The sequence below is a fragment of the Mesorhizobium sp. B2-1-1 genome (genome assembly GCF_006442975.2).
Classification (GTDB): domain Bacteria; phylum Pseudomonadota; class Alphaproteobacteria; order Rhizobiales; family Rhizobiaceae; genus Mesorhizobium.
On record NZ_CP083954.1, the window covers coordinates 5428567 to 5449724 of the forward strand.

Below are 21158 nucleotides of genomic sequence, written 5' to 3' on the forward strand. Positions count from 1 at the left end.
AGCATGCAAGACACATTGATCATATTCGACTGCGACGGCGTGCTGGTCGACAGCGAACCGCTGGCGGCGCTTGCCTACGGGCGGGTCTATTCGAAACACGGCATGGAACTCGACCCGCAGGCGGTCCTGCAATGCGTCGGCATGAAGCAGACCGATATCCTGGAGCGCATCAGGCTCACGACCGGCCATCGCCTTGAGGAGCACCAGACCGCGGATTTGTGGGACGAGGTGAAAGCGCTCTTCACCGAAAGTCTGCAGCCGATGGCGGGCCTGAAGCCCTTCCTTGAACGGCTGTCCAATCCCCGCTGCGTCGCCTCATCCTCCTCGCTGGAGCGGATACATCACAGCCTTTCGGTCACAGGGCTCGCGAGATTCTTCGGCGAGAACATATTCTCATCGTCAATGGTCGCGCGCGGGAAGCCCGCCCCCGACATCTTCCTGTTCGCCGCGGATCAGATGAGCATCGAACCGAAGCACTGCGCGGTTGTCGAGGACTCGCCTTTCGGCGTGCAGGGCGCAGTCGCCGCCGGTATGACGGCGATCGGCTTCATCGGCGGCGGCCACACCTATCCGGGGCATGCCGAGAAACTACGCGTGGCCGGCGCCCGAACCATCTGCGCCGACTGGGACGAAGTCGCGCGCGGACTCGTTTCTCTGGAGTTGATCGCACCCGTCTCCGTGTAGATTTCAGGCCCAGCGAAAGCCGGGCAGCAGATAATCCGGCACCGCCCTTTCCTGCTCAAACACCGTCGAAAGCGCCGCGTCGCCGAATGTAACAGATAGGTAGGATTCCGTAATTGGGGCCGGAACAAGAGCTGTTTCAGAATCTGCTTAAGGTCGAACGGAGAGCGAACACCCGGATGTTCGCTGTGGATGCGCGATTGCCAGCGAACTTTCGAAACTACCTGCCGGTGCCAGAGGTACCGCTCACATGATCATTATCAGGTAGCCGAAGTTGGTCCAAAAGGGGCCGTGCCGTTGACGATCACCGCACCGGCTGAGCCAACGAATCGTCCAATTGCACCGTCGCCGCCACGCCCTGACGAGCGCGAGGCCGCCTTAGATTTCTTTGCTTTCTCTTTTTCACTTGACGCGGTTCTTCGTTTGAAAGCGCACCCGTCACGCAGTCGACCACGTTGAACGCAACAAAGTCCGCTTCCAATTGCTCGGCGAGGCCCGCCGCATCCTCCCTGGGCTTGTCATGGGTGTCGTGCCAGAGCGCGATTCCGATGCGTGCACGCGGTGCGAGTCGCCTCAAGCGCCTCACGACGAACACCGCGTGTTTGAACGAATCGCGGTTGAGGAAGCCCACGACGACTGCGTCGCGAGCTTCAAGCGGAAGTTTCCGGATCCGCGCGGGGAGGAGGTCACGGTGGCTCGCGGCCACGCAATCCGCACCCTCGATCGAAATGACCTGCGCGAGCATCGCAGCGGCCACATCGTCGAGGTCTCCGCGCCCGCCGATACACAGCACTGACTTCCCAGCACCATCCGGGAGATCAGGCGCAAACTCGGCTTGATCCTCATCCTCTTCGCCCGGATCCGCGCTCGCGCCTTCTTTTTCCGCGTGCTCGTCTTCTTCCTCTTCTTCTTCCTCCGCGGCGATCTCGTTGAGATTGGCCACCAGGGTGCGGGCGTTTTCGGCAAGGTTCGCCAACTGACTTGCCGTTAGCGCGCCCCGAGCCCGGTCCTGTTCACCAAGCAGCAACGCCGGAATGGCAACCGTGCTGTGGAACTCGATCAGGTATTTCTCCTCGAGCATTTCTTCCGCGTTGTCGGTGGCTTCGTCGATATCGTCGGCAAGAAGCCGCTGGTACAGACGCTCCTTCGGGTCAAGCACCGGCTCATCGCCAAACAGGATCTGCAGGAATTCGAATTGGGGCACGTGCCGTCCAAGCACGACAAGGCAGACGGTCAACGGCGTCGACAGCACCAAGCCGACCGGGCCCCATAGCCAGGCCCAGAAAACGGCGGCTACGATGATCGCCAGCGGCGAGAGGCCCGTGTGCGAGCCGTAAAGCCAGGGCTCGACGATGTTGCTGATTACGAGCTCTGCCAAGATGAAGAGAGCGCCAGTCCATACCAGTAAGCTCCAGCCGGGAGCCACTGCGAAGGCAAGAAACAAAGGTATCACCGCCGCGATAACCGGACCGATAAAGGGTACGAAACGCAAGACAACGGCCAACATGCCCCATAGCAGGGCATTGGGAATGCCAAGAAACCAAAGACCTATCGCAAGGGGCACGCCGTAGACGATGTTCACGACCAATTGCATGAGCAGATATTGTCCGACGCGACTGCCTGCATCCTGCAATGCCTGGGTCGTGCGATGGAGATCGCTGTAGCCCACAAGGCGGATGAATCGATCCCGCAATTCTTCACGCTCGAGCAGCATGAAAATCACCACGATGATGACAAGGCCGGTCGTGGCGAGTGGTCCGATCAGCGGCTCGATGATGTTCCTCAGCGTCTCTATCGGACGCTGGGGCGAGAATATCTGAACCAGAAGCGGATCCTGCTGCTTCGTGGTTTGCTCCACATCTGCCTGCCCGCTGGATTGGGATTTGTTTATCTCAGTGTTGACGCGCTCGAACACCTTGCCGAGCCGGCTGATAAGGCCGTCTTCGGATCCTGTTTCTTTCAAAGTCCGAATCTTCTCGAGGATGTTGGATTGGTATGTCGGAATGTCCTGCGCGACCTGGCTCACCTGCGTGGCAACGATCAGGCTGAACAGCGACACGAGGACGAAGGCCGATGCAACCGCGCCAAGCACAGCGATCATTCGCGGCAGCTTCAACTTTCGGAGCAAAGAAACAATCGGCGCCAACGCAAATGTGAGAAGGACCGCTATTGCCAATGGCAGCAGGACCTCCTTGGCGACGTAAAGAATGGCGACGGTAGCAATCATCGCCACGACGGTTGCCAACTTCGATGTCATAAAAGCAGGGGGCATGATGGGACCTATCTGCAATCTCGCGATTTAGAGGACGGCCATGGCCTAACCGCGCAAAGCGTGCGCTGGTCCATATACTGGCACCTCCTCAGCTTCTGGCCAATGACCTGGTTCGTTACACCGCATGTGTGATGATCTCGAACTTTTGCAGGGCATGTAGCCCAAAGGTGTGGATCATCGGAACATCCGCAGCGTCCCTCGCAGGCCCAAAAGATTTCTTTGGCGGCGTGCTTCCTAGCCGGCTGGCAATGACCAAGGTCATCACGCATGGCGTGACCGGCGCGTCCGTATTTCGGCCAGGTGACTGGCCAGCGGAATTCGCTGAACGGATCAGCGCTGCGGTTTTGCCGGGCTACAACACGTTCTCCCGAGCCGACACTTTGAAAGCGGCGGATTCTCGGCCGCAGCCGACGCTACCGTGCATTTTCAGGATCCCGACGAGGGTGCCATCACGCGCTACACGGCGGTTACGCGGAAATCCGTTTAGCGATGATCAAGGGAGTGATTGACGAACTCAAAAGCAGGCACCGAAAACCGGTCGAAGCTCGAGTTTGGAAAAGGGCGGCAAGCCGATCGTCGATGGCGAACTCGACTTGGATGCGCTCTCGATGGGGTCGCCGGTTCGACGGCAGACGGCCGTCATATCGGCTTGCCTGGAATAAAGGAACATGGGGGGGAGTCTTTTGTTCGGGAGTTACAGAACCGGATCGATGGGAGCGACTGAAAATGAGACAAGACATTGTGGCTGGCGCGAAGTTCCCCGACTACGTTCTTCCCGACCACACCAAGACACCACGGCGGCTGTCGGACCTGCAGGGCGACCAGCTGATGATCGTGATGCTGACGCGTGGGTTCTTCTGTCCGAAAGACCGGCAGCAAATGCTCGAACTGGTGCGGTTTCACTCGCAATTGGTCGTCGGCTACACACAGCTCGTCACGATCACCACGGATGATTGGCATACGACCAACAATTACCGCCAGCAGACCTCCGCGCCCTGGCCCTTTCTTTATGACGAGGAACGGCTCGTGCAGAAGGACCTGGACATCAAGGAATACACCGACACCACGCACGACGTGATGATCCCGCACACGATCGTGCTCGGGCGGGACCTCGAAGTCTTCAAGGTCTACAACGGTTACTATTACTGGGGCCGCCCCTCCACCGCCGAATTGCACGCAGAACTGCGCGAACTGGCGCAAAGGACCTATCGCGACTGGGACATCACCGAACCCGAGCTGCGGGAGAAATGGAAGAAAGGCGATAAATCCGACTTCTACCCCTATGGCGGGAATTCCATCTCCATGGACACACTCATGCTCCAGATGGCCGGCGCGGTCGACCAATATGCCGGTCGGGCAAAGAGAAGCTGAACGGAGGAAGCCAGCATCGCTCGCGGCGGTCTTCTCCCAGTCACGCTTTTTGTCCAGCCGCGCTTGGTAAACGAACCTTTTTCCGATCCGGGCCTGCTACTGGATTTCCGCTTCCGCAACAGGGCCATCCTTTTCTATCTCGGAGAGCTTTCGACGCTTTCGCTGCGCGAAATCCTGCGAATCTCGCACGTCTTCGTGACGCATATGCACATGGATCACTTCGGCGGTTTCGACAGCCTGAGCAGGCTGTCGCTTTACAGAGCAAGCCCGGAAGTCCACGGTCAAAATTTTATTGAGCAAACCAGTTGTTTAGAGGAAAGCCGATGGTACCGTTGGCTGGGATCGAACCAGCGACCTCCGGATCCACAATCCGGCGCTCTAACCAGCTGAGCTACAACGGCACGTTTGCCTGAGCGGGATCGGCGGAACGTAGTCCCCTCGAGTGCTCTGTCGTTCGGCGATGCGTCCTTACGGGCTTATGGATTTTAATTCAAGGCTTTTGCAAAGCAAAGGTCACTTGCCCACATGGAAGCGGATCTGCCGACAAGAAAAAGGCCGGCGGGAGGAGGTGCCGGCCTTTTCCTGTTACGAGCCAGCGGGAGGAGGTGCTGGCTGGTCACCCCGGAGGCGGAGGGAGGAGGTTCCGCCGACCGGGTATTCGTTGATGGCTGCCATCATACACACGATCATTTCGAAGAAAATGCGACCTTTTGTTACATCTTCTGATCATGCGCAAATATTAGGCGGCCTTGATGTCCTTCATCGCCTTCTCGAAAACGGTCTTGATCGGCTTGGAGACATCCTCGGCCGCCTTGGAGGCGACGGTCTGGAACTCCTTGGCTTGCTCGACGGTCATTTCGACGCTCTTGCGCAGGAACGCGGTCTGCAGCTCCACGACTTCCGACAGCGATTTGGCGCCGATCAGCGCCTCGAGATGCGAAAAGCCCGCTTCGGCATTGGCGCGCAGTGCGGCAACGGTCTTGAGCGACAGGTCGCTGGAAACGGTCTTGGCGGACTCGTATGTGGATTCCAGGGCCTTCTGGGTCTCCTCGGCGCCAGTCTTGAGCTTGGCGTAAGCCTCCTTCGACTGCTCAACGCCCTTCTCGGCGAAAGCGCGGATCTGGTCGGTGGCTTTGGAAGCGTCAAAGCTCGGGAATTCAACGTTTTCGATGGTCTCGGCAGTCTTGGTCCTGGACATTTTCCATCCTTTTCAGCGGTAGCGGCTTTGACGGAAAGCCGTCTCGTTCATGTATGATGGCAATATAAAGGCAATTTTTGTGCATTGCAATATCTTTGTTGCACTGCACCATAGATTCCCGTCTCGGCCGTTAACCAAGAGCCGAAATTCAGGCCTATGCACGTTCTGGCTTGTGGACCTTCGCGCCGCCGGCTTTTATTAACAAAGCGTTAACTGCAAAAATGCCCGCTGCATGAGGATTTCGCCAGCGCATGCCGTCCGAATATTCCTTTCTTGACGTCGCCGTGCTCGACGCGGTCCGCCAGCGCTTCGCCGCCGGCGACGCGATCGCGATCCTGTCGGCGAATCTGGAGCAAGTGATCTGGGCCAATGGACCGGGTGCCGCAGTGTTCGGCTATCCCGACATCGAAAGCATCATCGGCGCCGAGGCACGGCTGCCGCTGATCGCCCGCCGCCAGATCATGGCAACTAGTGGATTTCCCGACATCGGCAGCGACCGAAGCATCACGGTCAGGCTGGCGACCGGCATGACCAGCCGCGCCATCGGCTTCCTTGCAAGCGCTGTGACGCTGCCCGACGGCGAGAACGCCATCATGCTGGCGGTGCGGGCGGCCCAGACCGGCTCGCGCAGTGCGGCCGAAATCGCCGGCAGGGCCATCAGCGGCTTCACGGAAGATGGTCATTTCATCGCCTTCATCGACGCCAGCGGCAATGTCGAAGCGGCATCGGAGAGCTTTTCGCAGCTCGGCATCGAGCCCGCGACGCTGGCCGCGCTGGTGGCCGACGTCGCGAATGAGGGCGACCGCATCGTCAAGCGGCTGGTTCCGGGCGGCGGCACATCCTATCCGGCGGGTCTCGCCCGGCTGACGCCTGAGCGGCATTTGCTGGTGGTGATCGACGAGAACAGGCTGGACGACGGTGCGCCTGGGCAGGGAACTCCAGCGGCCGAGCGTTCCGAAGAACGTGACCGCTCACAGGCCGTCGCCAAGGATATTTCGGAACCGGCAGCGCGAATCGCTGCCGAAGCGGCCGTGCAGGAGCCGGAGGCGGCAGAACCCGGACAACCGGCGGCAAGCGGCACGCCGGCACAGCACGACCATTGGTATTTCAATGCCGGCGAGGACGGGAGGCATGCGCGCGGCCCAGCCGCGCCGGACGCCGAAGCTGCACCTTCGCCGGCTGCCGCCGAAGGTCCAGCCGAGGACGCGAAGCACGATGCCCAGGCTCCAGTTGTTCCGGCAGCCCCGGCCGCCAGGACCGTGGACCGCACGGCGGCGCCGCTGCGTTTCGTCTGGCGAACCGACGCCGAGGGCAGGTTCAGCGCGCTGTCGCCGGAATTCGCCGACGTCGTCGGCAAACCGGCCGCGGACGTCATCGGCAGGCGCTTCAGGGACGTCGCGGCGGCCTTCGGGCTGGATGCGTCCGGCGAGATCGCCGGTCTCCTGGAGCGGCGCGACACCTGGTCCGGCCGTTCCGTGTTGTGGCCGGTCGTCGGCACGGACCTGAAGATCCCGGTCGACCTGGCGGCCCTGCCGGTCTATGGCCGCAGCCGTGCCTTCGAGGGCTTCCGCGGTTTCGGCGTCGCCCGCGCCGGCGACGCCGTCATCGATCCGGAAGCGATCGGCATGGCGCTGGTGTCCAACAGCGAGGCCCCCCAGGCGCCGGAACCGGTCGAACCCGCACCCGAGGAGCCGAAGGCCGAGGAGTTGAAGCCATCGGACCCGTTCCGGGGCGAGGTGCCGGCGCTGACCATCGTGCCGAAGCCTGAACGCCGCTTTGCCGACAAGGTGATCCGTCTGGCCGAACATCGCCAGCCGGCTAACGACAAGGGTCTGTCGACCCTGGAACGCAGCGCCTTCCGCGAAATCGGCGAGCGGCTGAAGAAGGAAAGCAGCCCGGACGAGCCGGAGGCTGAAAGACCGGGTCCGGACGATGCCGGGCAACCGGAGGCGGCAACGCCGGCGGGGCCGTCCGAGAAACCAGCGGACGCCCGCAAAAACCTTGCGCCAAAGGGCGAAGCCGCACCGGCTGAGCCGTCCGAAACCGATGTCGATGCCGAGGATGCAGAGGATCTCGCCCGGCTTGATGGCGAACGGCCGGACAAAACGGCTGATGAGGAGCCCGCCGACACGGTGGCCGGAGTGACGGGTTCGCTGCTCGACTATGCCGAGCGGAGCGAGGAACCAGCGCCGATCGCCGACAACAATGACGAGACCCCGGCTTCCGAACCGGCGGCGGCGCAGACGGAACGGGAGAGCGAAGAGCCCGTCGCGGCGGCAGGCGAACCGACCGTCGCCGGCGCCAACGATGACATTGCCGACGACGAGAGCATGACATCGGCCGATTTTCGCGATGCCGAGGACAGTGAGGACTGGGTCGAGGACGAGGAAGCGTCCGCATCCGATGAGCAGGCCGCAACCGCCGAGGGGGCCGCCGGCACCAGCGACGCGGTGGAGGCTCCGGTCGAGCGGCCACGCCTCAAAGTGCCTCCGCTCAAGCTCGAAGGGTACGTGCCGTCGGCCTTTGCGGTCGGGGACGAGAGCAAGGCTCCCGACACCTCGCTCCTGAGCAAGCTGCCCGTGCCGCTGCTCATCCATTCCGGGGATGAACTTCATTACGCCAACGAGGAATTTCTCGTCCTGACAGGCTATGAAACGCTCGATGAACTGGCGGACGCCGGCGGGCTGGGCACGCTGTTTGCCGATCCCTATGGCCATGACGGCGTCACCGAGGGCGCCGACCGGGCGTTGCGGCTGAAGACGCATGGCGGGCAGGAATTTCCAATCGAGGCTATCCTGCGCTCGGTTCCGTGGCGCGACGGCAAGGCGCTGATGCTGGTGGTGCGCCGTTCGGGCGAGGATGAGGCACCGGCGGCACTGTATGCGGCTGGCGACGAGCAGACGCAGCCCGATATTTCCGAGCTCAAGGCGCGCATCGCCGAGATGCGCACCATCATCGATACCGCCACCGACGGCGTCGTGCTGATCGGCCGTGACGGCGCGATTCGTTCCATAAGCCGTCCAGCCGAGGCGCTGTTCGGCTTCGACAGCGACGACGTGACCGGCAAGCCGTTCGCCTCGCTGTTTGCTATCGAAAGCCAGCGCGCGGCGCGCGATTATCTCGACGGCCTGTCCGAGCCCGGCGTGGCGAGCGTCCTGAACGACGGCCGCGAAGTCATCGGCCGCGAGGCGCAGGGCCGCTTCATTCCCCTGTTCATGACCATCGGCCGGCTGCCCAACGACAGCGGCTTTTGTGCGGTGGTGCGCGACATCACGCAGTGGAAGAGGGCCGAAGAGGACCTGACCCAGGCGCGTGCGGTGGCCGAGCGCGCCTCCTCGCAGAAGACGGATTTCCTCGCCCGCATCAGCCACGAGATCCGTACGCCGCTCAATGCCATCATCGGCTTTTCCGAACTGATGGTGGACGAGAAATTCGGGCCAGTGGCCAATGACCGCTACCGCGATTACCTGCGCGATATCAACCGATCGGGCAATCATGTGCTCGATCTCGTCAACGACCTTCTCGACATCTCAAAGATCGAGGCGGGCCAGCAGGAAATGGCTTATGAAGCGGTGTCGCTCAACGACACGCTGGCCGAGACTGTGGCAATGATGCAGCCGCAGGCCAACCGCGAGCGCGTCATCATCCGCTCCAGCTTCGCGTCGCGACTGCCGGAAGTGGTGGCGGACCTGCGCAGCGTGCGCCAGATTGCCCTCAACATCCTGTCGAACGCCATCCGTTATACCCAGGCCGGCGGCCAGGTGATCGTCTCGACCGCCTATGAGACCTCGGGCGATGTCGTCATGCGCGTGCGCGACACCGGCATCGGTATGAGCCAAGCCGAGATCGAGCAGGCGTTGAAGCCGTTCAAACAGATCAATGCATTGAAACGGGGGCGCGGCGACGGCACCGGTCTCGGCCTGCCGTTGACCAAGGCGATGGTTGAAGCGAACCGCGCCCGTTTTATCATCACCTCGACGCCCGGCGAAGGAACCCTGGTCGAGATCGCGTTCCCGTCGACGCGCGTGCTTGCGGAATAGGCAAGCTCCCGTCCATCCAGCCGCCTGGAAAAGAAAAGGCGCCCAACAGGACGCCTTGAAAGATGGGATTTGCTGTCACAACGGGGGCTTGAGCGAATTCAGATCCTCCGGGGGCTGAGGAACGGGATTTCTCCCTCAAGTTACGTGCGACTATCGACGCCGGGCCTTAACAAGTCCTTACCAGGTCCCGAAAAAATTTACGAATGTGTACCACTCGTGAAATCTAGGTAAATTCGCGCGGCAGATTTGATTAACCATGCCGGGCGGGGCGGTCACTCGGCCAATTGCGGCAGGTTTCTGAACAGCTCGAGCGCCTCGGGATTGGCGAGCGCCTCCTTGTTCTTGATGGCGCGGCCATGCACGACGTCGCGCACCGCAAGCTCGGTGATCTTGCCCGATTTGGTGCGAGGAATGTCTGACACGGCGATGATCCTGGCCGGCACGTGGCGCGGGCTGGCGCCGGCGCGGATTTTCGCCCGGATGCGCTTCTCCAGATCCTCGTCGAGCTGAACGCCGGCGGCCAGCCGCACGAACAGCACCACGCGCACGTCATTGTCGAAATCCTGACCGATACAGAGCGCCTCCAGGATTTCCGGCATCTGCTCGACCTGATTGTAGATCTCCGCCGTGCCGATGCGCACACCACCCGGATTGAGCGTCGCGTCGGAGCGGCCATGGATGATCATGCCGCCATGAGCGGTCCACTCGGCGAAGTCGCCATGGCACCAGACATTGTCGAAACGCTCGAAATAGGCAGCCCGGTATTTCTTGCCCTCGGGGTCGTTCCAGAAGCCGATCGGCATTGCCGGGAACGCCTTGGTGCAGACCAGTTCGCCTTTCTCCTGCCTGACCGGCTTGCCGTCGTCGTCCCAGACGTCGACAGCAAGGCCGAGGCCTGGTCCCTGGATCTCGCCGGTCCATACCGGTTCAGTCGGGACGCCGAGGACGAAGCAGGAAACGATGTCGGTACCGCCGGAGACCGATGCCAGATGCACGTTCTTCTTGATCCCGTCGTAGACGAAGCGGAAATCCTCGGGCGACAGCGGCGAGCCCGTCGAAGAGATGGCGCGCACGGTCGACAGATCATGGCTTTGGATCGGCTTGAGGCCGGCCTTGCGTACCGAATCGATGAATTTCGCCGAGGTGCCGAAGAAGGTCATCTTCTCGGCATCGGCGAAATCGAACAGCGCATTGCCGTTGGGGTAGAAAGGCGAGCCGTCATAGAGCAGCAGCGTCGCGCCCGAAGCGAGGCCCGACACCAGCCAGTTCCACATCATCCAGCCGCAGGTGGTGAAGTAGAAGAAGCGGTCGCCGTCGAGCAGGCCTGCGTGCAGGCGATGTTCCTTGAGGTGCTGGATCAGCGTTCCGCCGGCCGAATGGACGATGCATTTGGGAATACCGGTCGTTCCGGACGAGAACAGGATGTAGAGCGGATGCGCGAACGGCAGCCGCTCGAAGGTGACCTGCCTGACCGCGAAGGGCGACAGCGCCTCTTCCATCGCCACGGCCTTTTCGATCGTATCAGCGACATCGGCCGAGGTGCCGAGATAGTCAACGACCACCACCTTGCGGACAGTGCCCAGCTTTGCGGCCACCGCGGCGATCTTGTCGGCGACCTCGATCGCCTTGCCGTTGTACCAGTAACCATCGGGGACGATGAAGACGACGGGTTCGATCTGCCCGAACCGGTCGAGAACGCCCTGCTCGCCGAAATCCGGTGAGCAGGACGACCACACCGCGCCGATAGAGGCGGTCGCGAGCATCGCGGCGACTGTTTCCGGCATGTTGGGCATCATCGCAGCGATACGATCGCCCTTCTTGACCTTGAGCGACAAGAAGAGTTGCTGGAAGCGCGAGGTGAGCGCATGCAGTTCGTTCCAGGACAGCCGGCGCTCGACCTTGTCCTCGCCGCGAAACACGATCGCCTCTCCTGCTCCGGTCTTCTTCAGGAGGTTCTCGGCGAAATTCACCATCGCGTCGGGAAAGAAGGCCGCTCCCGGCATCTTCTCGCCATCGACGAGCACACGCTCGCTTTCGGCGCTGCCCTTGTCGCCGACGATGCCGCAAAAATCCCAGACCAGGCTCCAGAACGCTTCGCGGTCCGCCACCGACCAACGGTGAAGGTCGGCATAGGAAGTCACGGATATGCCGCTTTTTGCAGCGGCGGCCTTCATGAAGGCGGTCAGCGGCGCAGCGTCAATCTGGTCCTGCGTCGGGGTCCAGAGTGGTACTTCGGCAGCCATGATGGGTCCTCCCAGGATCGCCACCGCTTATGCATATTGCGCCGCAGCAGAGCAAGATTTTGTTCGGCCGAGGCGTCCAGATGTGCGCAAATGCCATCGCCGGGCCATAAAGACTTGAAATGCCTCGACCCTAAGTCGTAGTGACGACTAGAAGTCGTAGTGACGACTGGAAGTCGTGGTGACGACCGGGTTTACACCCGCCGGACGATTTTTGTCGGAACGAAAGCATACGGGGCGATATGCCATCATCTTTGATCCGACGCGGAACATGGGCGATCGGCGCTGCCGTGATCGTCATCGCGCTGGTGGTCGCCGCCCTGCCGCTGATCGCTTCGACGCGTATCGTGCGCGATCGCATCGCCTGGGAATTGAGTGCCTGGAGCGGTTTCCGGGTTGCCATCGAAGGCTCGCCGCGCATCGAGGTCTGGCCGAACTTCCGGGCGATCCTGACGGATGTGACGCTTTCGAAGTGGACCGACGTCGACGCACCGCCGGTCGTCGAGGCCGAACGGGTCGAGGTCGACCTCTCGGCCATGGCGGCGCTGCGCGGCGACGTGGTGTTTTCCACGGCGCGGCTGGTGCGGCCGACGATCAGGGTCCAGCGCACGGCGAGCGGCCTGTTCCTGCCCACCGCTCCGACCGGCGGCCGCATCGCACGCGCCATCGACGTGGCGCGCGGCGTGGTCGGTGCGGACCCCGCCAAACCCGATCTTGACAAGCTACCGGCCGACACTTTCGGCACGGTGGAGTTCAGGGACGGCCGCATGGTGGCGTCCGTTAACGGCAAGGACGAAGAGGTGCTGAGTAGCCTGAGCGGCCAGGCGACATGGGCGGCGATGAACAGCAATGCGACGCTCTCGGCGACCGGCATCTGGCGCGGCGAAAGCGTCGCCGTTGATGCCGCATCGCCGAAGCCGCTGGTGTTATTTGCCGGCGGCATGGCGCCGCTCACCCTGTCCTTCAAGGCCGCCCCCGCCACCTTCTCTTTCGACGGCACGGCCAGCATGTCCGAAAACGCCTATTTCGACGGCCAGGCCAAGTTTTCAGCGCCCTCGTTGCGGCGTGTGCTCGAATGGTCGCAGGCCGATATCGCGCCGGGCGCCGCGATCGGCTCCGTCAGCATCTCGAGCAAGGTGACCGCGACGGCGGGGCGCGTCAAATTCGAGAACACCGCACTCTCCCTCGACAATAACCCAGGCATGGGTGCGCTGGACCTGTCGCTTGGCGACGCACAGCCGGTGATCTCCGGCACGCTCGCCTTCGACACGCTCGATCTGAGGTCGTTCCTGTCCGCCTTCACGCCGCTCGGGCCGGCAAGCGGGGCAGGTCCGAGCGAAGTCGACACGAATTTCGCCGACCGGGTCAATCTCGACCTCAGGCTGTCGGCGGCGCACGCCACGGCCGGCTCCATCCAGCTTGCCGACGTCGCCGCCACGGCGCAGGTCAAGGATGGCCTGTCCGTTTTCGACATTTCCGATGCCTCGGCCTTTGGCGGCAACATCCAGAGCAGCCTTCGCTTCGACCGCAAGCCCGAGGGCAGCCAGGTCGAGATCCGGCTGCTGGCTTCCGATATCGATGGCGGCGCTTTCGGCACGGCGGCCGGGATGACGCGGTTGGTGCCGGTCGGCACCGGGACCGTGTCCGTCATCCTCAAAGGGCCCGGCAGGACCTGGGACTCGATCTTCGAAACCGCCGACGGCTCGGTTTCGGCGACCTTCGGGCCAGGCGCGCTCAGCAAGTTCAACCTGCCGGCCTTTCTCAAGCATACCGAACAGGGCGGCTTCTTCGCACTTGACGACGTCTCGGACGGGACACTGCCGATCGATGGCGCCGAACTGAAGGCCACCATCTCGAAAGGCGTGGCGAGACTGGACAAGGCCGAGGCCAATTCGGCGAAGTACAAGATCTGGCTTTCCGGCATCGCCTCCTATGCCGGACGGGGGCTGGCGCTGTCAGGCGGTGTCATCCAGCCGGACCAGGTCGTCACGCAGGCAAACGGCCAGCAAGGCCCCAAGCAATCGTCCTTCTTCGTTGGGGGGACATGGAGCACGCCGTTCATTTCGCCGATCAACCGCGGCGTGTCGGGCGAATAAGCAGCCTTTCGGCCTCGTTGTTCAAGCATGATCTCTGGACAAACGGAACCGTTTGTCCGCGAAAACCGGTTCCCACTTTTCGGGATCATGCTCAGCCTATTCGGGCATGATCTCTGGACAAACGGAACCGTTTGTCCGCGAAAACCGGTGCCCACTTTTCGGGATCATGCTCAGCCGCGTTGCGCGGCCTGCTCGTCGCGCTGGCGCTGGACCTCGCGACGCTTATTGGCAAGCGAAGCGACGATGACGCCGACCGCGACGACCGCGATCAGAATGGTGCAGGCGGCGTTGATCTCCGGCGTCACGCCCAGACGAACCTGGCTGTAGATCTTCATCGGCAGCGTGGTCGCACCCGGCCCCGAGGTGAAGCTGGCGATGACCAGGTCGTCGAGCGAGAGCGTGAAGGCAAGCATCCACCCCGACACGATCGCGGGCAGGATGACGGGCAGCGTGATCTGGAAGAATGTCTTGACCGGCGGCGCGCCGAGATCCATCGCCGCCTCCTCCAGCGAGCGGTCGAAGGACACAAGGCGCGACTGCACGACGACGGCGACGAAGCACATCGTCAAGGTGGTATGGGCGAGTGTGACGGTGAGGAAGCCCCGGTCGAGGCCGACAGCGACGAAGAGCAGCAACAGCGACAGGCCGGTGATGACTTCGGGCATGACCAAAGGCGCGAACACCATGCCGGAGAACAGCACCCTGCCCCGGAAACGCGTGTAGCGTGTCAGCGTCAGCGCCGCCAACGTGCCGAGCACGGTCGCCGCCGTGGCCGAAATGACGCCGACGCGCGCCGTCACCCAGGTGGCGTCCATGAGGCCCTGATTGTGGAACAGCGACACGTACCATTTGGTCGAAAAGCCGCCCCAGACGGTGACCAGCTTGGATTCGTTGAAGGAGAACACGATGAGCAGCACGATCGGCAGATAGAGGAAGGCGAAACCGAGCACGATCGAGGTGATGTTGAAGCGGCTCCAGCTGCTGTTCATTTGTCCTGCTCCTGCGCCTTCGCCTGGGCCTGCTGGAAGATCATGATCGGGACCGTCAGCAACAGCAGCAGGATGACCGCAACGGCTGAAGAGACCGGCCAGTCGCGATTGGCGAAGAACTCGTTCCACAACGTCTTGCCGATCATCAGCGTCTGCGAACCGCCAAGCAGATCGGGAATAACGAATTCGCCGACCGCCGGAATGAACACCAGCAGGCAGCCGGCGATGACGCCGGGCAATGACAGCGGGAACGTGATCTTCCAGAATGCACTGGTCGGCGGACAACCAAGGTCCTTGGCCGCCTCGATCAGCGAATAATCCATTTTTTCCAGCGACGAATAGAGCGGCAGCACCATGAACGGCAGGTAGGAGTAGACGATGCCGATGAAAATCGCCGTATAGGTGTTGAGGATGACCAGCGGCTGGTTGATCAGATGCAGCGACAGAAGCAACTGATTGAGCAGCCCCTCGGGCTTCAGGATGCCGATCCAGGCATAGACCCGGATCAGGAACGAGGTCCAGAACGGCAGGATGACCAGCATCAGCAAGGTCGGGCGGATCGTCGCCGGCGCGCGGGCCATGCCGTAGGCTATGGGATAGCCGACGATCAGCGTCAGCACGGTCGAGATCGCCGCGATGATCAGGCTGGTGACATAGGCGTTGAAGTAGAGCGCGTCCTGCGTCAGCCAGGCATAGTTGTCGAAGTTGAGATCGCGAAAGCCCGCGAAGAAGCCGGAGACGCCATCGCTGAAATCAAGCACCGGCGTATAGGGCGGCATGGCGATCGCCGTCTGCGACAACGAGATCTTGAAGACGATGATGAAGGGGACGAGGAAGAAGAACAGCAGCCAGAGATAGGGAATGAAGATGACGAGACGGTTGACGAAGCCGGCGCCCAGCCGCGCCAGCAACGGTTTTGCCGCGGCCGGTAGGGCGGCGTCGGTGGCGGCGATGTCGGACATGTCAGCCCCCTACCGCGTCAGTACGACGCCGGCATCCGGCCGAAAAGAGACCCAGGCGCGGTCGTTCCAGGTCAGCGGGTCCTCGGTGATGCGCGCCGCGTTCAAGGCGCTTGCCCGCACGAGCTGCCCGTCGTCCAGCCGGACGTGATAGACGGTCATGTCGCCGAGATAGGCGATGTCGTAAACTTCGCCCTCCAGCGCATTGACGCCATCGGCCGGCTTCTTGGACGACACCTTGATCTTCTCCGGCCTGATCGCGAAGACGATATCGGCGCCCGCGGCGGCGGCATTGCCGGCATTCTCGACGAGGATCTGGGCGCCGGTCGCTCCGGTGATGCGCGCCGTCTTGTCCGTCCGTTCGGCAACCTTGCCCTCGAACATGTTCACGTTGCCGACGAAATGCGCGACGAAGCGCGACGCCGGGGCCTCGTAGACTTCCGCCGGCGTCGCGACCTGCATGACCTCGCCCTTGTCCATGATGGCGATACGGTCGGCCATGGTCATGGCCTCTTCCTGGTCGTGGGTGACAACGACGAAGGTGAGGCCGAGTTCCTGCTGAAGGTCCATCAGTTCGAACTGCGTCTCCTCGCGCAGCTTCTTGTCGAGCGCGCCGAGCGGCTCGTCGAGCAGCAGCACCTTCGGCCGCTTGGCGACCGAACGGGCGAGCGCGACACGTTGGCGCTGGCCGCCGGAGAGCTGGTGCGGCTTGCGCTTGGCGAACTGCTCGAGCTTGACCAGCTTGAGCATCTCGGCGACGCGCTTTTCGACGTCTGGCTTGGCCATCCCTTCCTGCTTGAGGCCGAAGGCGACGTTGTTCTCCACAGTCATATGCGGAAACAGGGCATAGGACTGGAACATCATGTTGACCGGCCGGCGATAAGGCGGGATGCCGCGCAGATCCTGGCCGTCGAGCAGGATGCGGCCGGCCGTCGGCTCCTCGAAGCCGGCGAGCATCCTGAGCAGCGTCGATTTTCCGCAACCGGAGGCGCCGAGCAGGGCGAAGAACTCACGCTCGAATATGGTCAGCGAGAGGTTGTTGACGGCGGTGAAGTCGCCGAACTTCTTGGAGACATTGTCGAACTGGATGTATGGCTTGGCGTTCGGATCGTTCCAAGGCGCGAAATCCCTGCGGATGCTGCCAAGCGATTTCATGTGCCCACTCCGTCCTGCTGCTTTGCCCCATCGAAAAGAAGGAGACCCGGCAGGGTGACTGCCGGGCCTCCTCGGACTGACTACTGACCGGTGACGATTTTGGTCCAGGTGCGCGTGATGACGCGCTGGGTCTTGGGATCGTAGGGCGAGATCGTAAAGAGCTTCTGCAAGGTCGCGGCGTCCGGGTAGACAGCGGGATCCTCCAGAAGCGCCTTGTCGACGAATTGCTGGGAAGCCTTGTTGCCGTTGGCATAGAGCACGGCGTTCGACGATTTGGCGATCACCTCCGGCTTCATCATATAGTTCAGGAACTCATGCGCCTCGGCGACATGCGGCGCATCGGCAGGGATTGCCATCTGGTCGAACCACATTTCGGCGCCTTCCTTCGGCACGGCGTAGCCGATCTCGACGCCCTGCTTGGCCTCCTCGGCGCGGTTGCGCGCCTGGAACACGTCGCCCGACCAGCCAACCGCCAGGCAGATATCGCCATTGGCCAGAGCGTTGATGTATTCGGAGGAATGGAACTTCCTGATGTAGGGCCTGATCTTCATCATCAATTCCTCGGCCTTGGCAAAATCGTCCGGCGACGTGGTCTCAGGATTGATGCCGAGATATTTGAAGGCGGTCGGGAAGATGTCGGTCGGCGAATCCAGGACATAGACGCCGCAATCCTTCAGCTTGGCCAGCTTTTCCGGATTGAAGAACACGTCCCAGCTGTCGATCTTGTCGGTGCCGAGCGCTGCCTGCACCTTCTTGATGTTGTAGCCGAGGCCGACCGTGCCCCACATGTAATTGATTGAATATTCGTTGCCCGGATCGTATTTCGCGGTCCGTTCCGAAACCGTGTCCCACATGTTGGAGAGGTTCGGCAGTTTCGACTTGTCGAGCTTCTGGAACACGCCGGCCTGGATCTGGCGGGCAAGGAAATTGCCGCTCGGGACGACGACGTCATAGCCGCTGCCGCCGGCAAGCAATTTGGTTTCCAGGATCTCATTGGAATCGAACGTGTCGTAGACCACCTTGATGCCGGTCTGCTTGGTGAAATCGTCGATGACCGTGGGGTCTATATAGTCCGACCAATTGAAGACATTGACGACGCGGTCCTCGGCGTGGCCGCCGAGCGTAAAGAGCGCCAGAAATGCCGAAGTCGCCGAAAGCCAGAGCGCTTTGCGGATCATGCTATTCTCCTTTGGTGAGTGTTCCATCGCCGGCGCGTCGCGGTATCCGCGCGGCCGGGCATTTGCTTCAGACTATTGAGCTTTCCAGGAGGCGACAAGCGCCAATTGCCGCGCCGCCGGCTGTCGCAAGCGATGCTCGCGCGCCACTGTCCTGGGCTGGAAGGAGTCGCCGCATCGTCAGAAGCTTTCGCCGCCGCGCAGGCAGAAATACTGGGATGTGATCCGGTCTCGATCGGGTCGCCGGGGAGACTTGGCAAGATAAGCCTGTCTTGTTGTTGCCGTGGTCCCAGCCTGCCCGCGCGGCAGCGAACTTGTCAATGGCAAAGCTAGGGCGTCGCATCAATTCGGCGACGGCACGCCGGTGACCCCTGCCCTGACTGGCCGCGTCTGCCGCTTGAACTCCAGTCCGATATGGACGAGCAGCGCCGTGACCACCACCGCGCCGCCGACGATGGTGCGGCCCGACGGCACCTCGGAGTGGATCAGCCACACCCATATCGGCCCGAGGATCGGCTCGAACGTACCCAACAGCGCGGCGACGGCGGCCGGGATCAGCCTCGCGCCGGTGGCGAAGAAAGCGAGGCCAAGGCCCAGATTAACCACCCCGAACACGAAGAGAAAACCCATGTCGATGCCCGATACGGCGAAGGTCGAAGCCTGCGAGGCGGCAAAACCCGCCGCCAGGATCGTGCCGAGGCAGGTCGCCGGCGTCATGCGCACGCTGGAAAAGCGCCGGGTGATGACCGTGGCGATCGAGAACATGACGGCGATCAGCAGCGCCAGCCCGTCGCCCATGGGCGAAACGGCGCCATCCAGCGATTCCGACACCATGATGGCGACACCGGCGATGACGGCGGCAATCGCCAGCCAGGTCGCGACCGCCACTCTTTCGCGAAAGAGCGCCCAGGCAAACAGCGCCGCAAGCAGCGGCACGCCGGCCTGCATCAACAGGATGTTGGCGACGGTGGTGTAGGCAAGCGCCACGACGAAAGAAGTCGACGCGGTGGCGAAGCAGAAGCCCACGGCAAGGCCGGGCAGGCCCATGCCGCGAAACGACCTCAGCATGCCGCGCCAGCCGTCACGCCAGACCATGAAGCAGAGCAGGAAGGCCGCCGCCCACACGGAACGCCAGAACACCACCGTCCAGCTGTCGCCGGCGGTGATGAAGCGGGCGATCGTGCCACCGAAACTCCACATCAATGCCGACAGGAACACGAGCAGGAAGCCGATGCGCTCCTCCCGCTGCGGGACGGTCGATGAACGAGCGATCGGCGATGATGCTGTGTCGGTCATGGGTACGACTGTCGATGTTTGAGAACGGCACAATGCGCAAGGGACGACAAAAACGTACCTTATTCGCGTAACGCAAAGGCGCGGGTCCGGCGTGATCCAGAGACCGGCGGCGATTGTGGCAAGTCCGCCTTGCGAAGCGTCACTGGAAATCGAAGGCGCTCAGGCCTGTCACCATCTCGTCGAGGCCAAGCGGGCGCGTCACCGGCGGCTCGGCGCGCGTCAGGCAGCCGACGCGCTCGCAAAGCCGGCAGGCGGGCCCGACCGGCGTCGCCGCTACCGCGCCAGCTCCGCCTTTTCCGGCCGTCGGGCCGGGAAGTGCCGCACCGTAGACAATGTCGTCGCGAAAGCCGATGTCGCACCCCAGCAGCAGCGCAGTACGGCGCGGCCGCTCGGAGAACGCGCCTTGCGGCCCCTCCAGCGTGCGGGCGATGCAGAGGAACTCGGCGCCGTCGGGCATTTCCACCGCTTCCACGAAAATCTGGCCGGGCTGGCTGAAGGCGACGTGCACGGGAAGCTTGGGACAAGCGCCACCGAAGCGGCTTTGCGGAAAGCCCAGGCTGCCGGCTTTGCGGAAGCGATTGCCGGCATTGTCGATCTCCAGCATGAAGAACGGCACGGCCGAGGCGCCTTGCCGCTGCAGCGTGGTCAGCCGGTTGGCCGCCTGCTCGAAGGAAACGCCGAAGCGCGAGCGCAGCACGTCGATATCGTAGCGGGCACGAACGGCCGCCGCGTGGAAAGCCTGGTAAGGCATCATCAGCGCATGCGCCGCGTAGCGCCCGAGTTCGAACCGCGCGAGGCGGCGGGCCTCATCTGTGGACAGTTTCAACGCCTGGATCTCGCCGGCTATCGCGACGGTCATGCGGATCAGGCATGCCTCCATCGCCATTTCGCGTAACTGGTCGAACGGCGACAGGCGCTCGGACAGGAACAGGCGCTGCGAATGGCGATCGTAGCGGCGGCGCCAGTTCGGCATGGTGGCGACCGGCAGCACCTTGACGACGATGCCGTATTCGCGCTTCAGCCAGCCCTTCAGCGCAGCAGACAAATCATCGCCGGGATCGAGCACCGAAGTGAATGCTTCCGCCTCTTCCTCGATATGCGCAAAATGGTTCGGCTGACGCTCGAAAATCTCATGCACCTCGTCGATCGGCAGGCGGGCGCTGGAAAGCGCCGTCACCCGCCCCTCGCGCGCAAGAAGCTCGTTGAGATCGGACAGGCGCTCGGCCTGTTCGCGATAGGCACGGAACAGTTTTATCACGGCCGCGGAGGCATTGGGCGCGGCTTCGGCAAGCTCGATCAGTTCCTGGTCTCCCGGCAATTCGCCAGCCAGCAGCGGATCGGCAAACACTTCCCTCAAGGCCGCGACAGAGCCGCCCGCTTCGCCCTGCAGCTCATGCGGATCGACCTTGTAGACGGACGCCAGCTTCAGGATCAACTGCACCGTCAGCGGCCGCTGGTTGCGCTCGATCAGGTTGAGATAGGATGGCGAGATGCCGAGGCCTTCGGCCATTGCCGTCTGGGTCAGGCCCTTGGCGTTGCGGATGCGGCGGATACGCGGCCCGGCAAATATCTTCTGGTCGGCCATAGGGCTCCTTGACAGGAATTTACATTGCCGTCGCTGCTACGCTTCCATGCGATTTTTACAATAATTACAAATTTACCTCACCCATCTGTCAAACACAATAC

Annotated in this window: 14 protein-coding genes and 1 tRNA gene; 5 read left to right on the top strand and 10 right to left on the bottom strand. The window is 62.4% G+C overall.

What is annotated here, in order from left to right; all coding sequences use genetic code 11:
- The first annotated feature begins 3 nt into the window (after positions 1-3).
- A complete protein-coding gene (locus FJ972_RS26440; protein ID WP_140525271.1) occupies positions 4-684 on the top strand; it encodes an HAD family hydrolase in 681 nt (226 codons plus the stop codon).
- Positions 685-985: 301 nt separating this feature from the next.
- Here the strand turns inward: FJ972_RS26440 and FJ972_RS26445 are convergent, their stop codons facing one another.
- Entirely contained in the window at positions 986-2953 is a 1968-nt protein-coding gene (locus FJ972_RS26445) for an AI-2E family transporter (protein WP_140513410.1), read from the bottom strand.
- A 248-nt stretch (positions 2954-3201) separates the two neighbouring features.
- On the opposite strand from FJ972_RS26445, the gene FJ972_RS30375 reads away from it, so the two are divergent.
- Together FJ972_RS30375 and FJ972_RS26455 are read left to right on the top strand one after the other, a co-directional pair.
- Complete coding sequence (locus FJ972_RS30375) at positions 3202-3462, top strand: DUF3182 family protein (RefSeq protein ID WP_413466307.1); 261 nt, start codon at positions 3202-3204, stop codon at positions 3460-3462.
- 217 nt (positions 3463-3679) lie between these two features.
- Positions 3680-4324 (top strand): redoxin domain-containing protein, encoded by a 645-nt coding sequence (locus FJ972_RS26455; protein ID WP_140498517.1) that lies wholly within the window; start codon positions 3680-3682, stop codon positions 4322-4324.
- Between the two features lie 324 nt (positions 4325-4648).
- On the opposite strand, the gene FJ972_RS26465 is transcribed toward FJ972_RS26455, so the two are convergent.
- Both FJ972_RS26465 and FJ972_RS26470 read right to left on the bottom strand, forming a co-directional pair.
- A tRNA-His gene (locus FJ972_RS26465) sits at positions 4649-4725 on the bottom strand.
- A gap of 338 nt (positions 4726-5063) precedes the next feature.
- Complete coding sequence (locus tag FJ972_RS26470) at positions 5064-5522, bottom strand: phasin (RefSeq protein WP_140525269.1); 459 nt, start codon at positions 5520-5522, stop codon at positions 5064-5066.
- A 251-nt stretch (positions 5523-5773) separates the two neighbouring features.
- Here FJ972_RS26470 and FJ972_RS26475 point away from each other — a divergent pair, with 251 nt between their 5' ends.
- Complete coding sequence (locus tag FJ972_RS26475) at positions 5774-9562, top strand: histidine kinase dimerization/phospho-acceptor domain-containing protein (protein WP_140525268.1); 3789 nt, start codon at positions 5774-5776, stop codon at positions 9560-9562.
- Between the two features lie 272 nt (positions 9563-9834).
- On the opposite strand, the gene FJ972_RS26480 is transcribed toward FJ972_RS26475, so the two are convergent.
- Positions 9835-11805 (bottom strand): acetoacetate--CoA ligase, encoded by a 1971-nt coding sequence (locus tag FJ972_RS26480; protein WP_140525267.1) that lies wholly within the window; start codon positions 11803-11805, stop codon positions 9835-9837.
- A gap of 239 nt (positions 11806-12044) precedes the next feature.
- Here FJ972_RS26480 and FJ972_RS26485 point away from each other — a divergent pair, with 239 nt between their 5' ends.
- Positions 12045-13898 carry an AsmA-like C-terminal region-containing protein gene (locus tag FJ972_RS26485; protein WP_140525266.1) on the top strand — a complete coding sequence of 618 codons (1854 nt, stop codon included), beginning with the start codon at positions 12045-12047 and terminating at the stop codon, positions 13896-13898.
- 170 nt (positions 13899-14068) lie between these two features.
- Here the strand turns inward: FJ972_RS26485 and FJ972_RS26490 are convergent, their stop codons facing one another.
- The 6 genes from FJ972_RS26490 to FJ972_RS26515 all read right to left on the bottom strand — a co-directional run bounded on the left by FJ972_RS26490 (position 14069) and on the right by FJ972_RS26515 (position 21057).
- Entirely contained in the window at positions 14069-14887 is an 819-nt protein-coding gene (locus FJ972_RS26490; RefSeq protein WP_140513402.1) for an ABC transporter permease subunit, read from the bottom strand.
- The gene (locus FJ972_RS26495; RefSeq protein ID WP_140498523.1) at positions 14884-15849 is read right to left on the bottom strand and encodes an ABC transporter permease subunit; all 966 of its coding nucleotides are present in this window, start codon (positions 15847-15849) and stop codon (positions 14884-14886) included. Before FJ972_RS26495 ends, FJ972_RS26490 begins: the two co-directional genes overlap by 4 nt.
- Positions 15850-15858: 9 nt before the next feature.
- Entirely contained in the window at positions 15859-17001 is a 1143-nt protein-coding gene (locus FJ972_RS26500) for an ABC transporter ATP-binding protein (protein WP_140525265.1), read from the bottom strand.
- 80 nt (positions 17002-17081) lie between these two features.
- Positions 17082-18179 carry a polyamine ABC transporter substrate-binding protein gene (locus FJ972_RS26505; RefSeq protein WP_140513398.1) on the bottom strand — a complete coding sequence of 366 codons (1098 nt, stop codon included), beginning with the start codon at positions 18177-18179 and terminating at the stop codon, positions 17082-17084.
- Positions 18180-18518: 339 nt separating this feature from the next.
- Positions 18519-19472 carry a DMT family transporter gene (locus FJ972_RS26510; RefSeq protein WP_140525264.1) on the bottom strand — a complete coding sequence of 318 codons (954 nt, stop codon included), beginning with the start codon at positions 19470-19472 and terminating at the stop codon, positions 18519-18521.
- A gap of 139 nt (positions 19473-19611) precedes the next feature.
- On the bottom strand, positions 19612-21057 hold the full coding sequence (locus FJ972_RS26515) for a helix-turn-helix domain-containing protein (protein ID WP_140525263.1): 1446 nt from the start codon (positions 21055-21057) through the stop codon (positions 19612-19614).
- Positions 21058-21158: the final 101 nt, after the last annotated feature.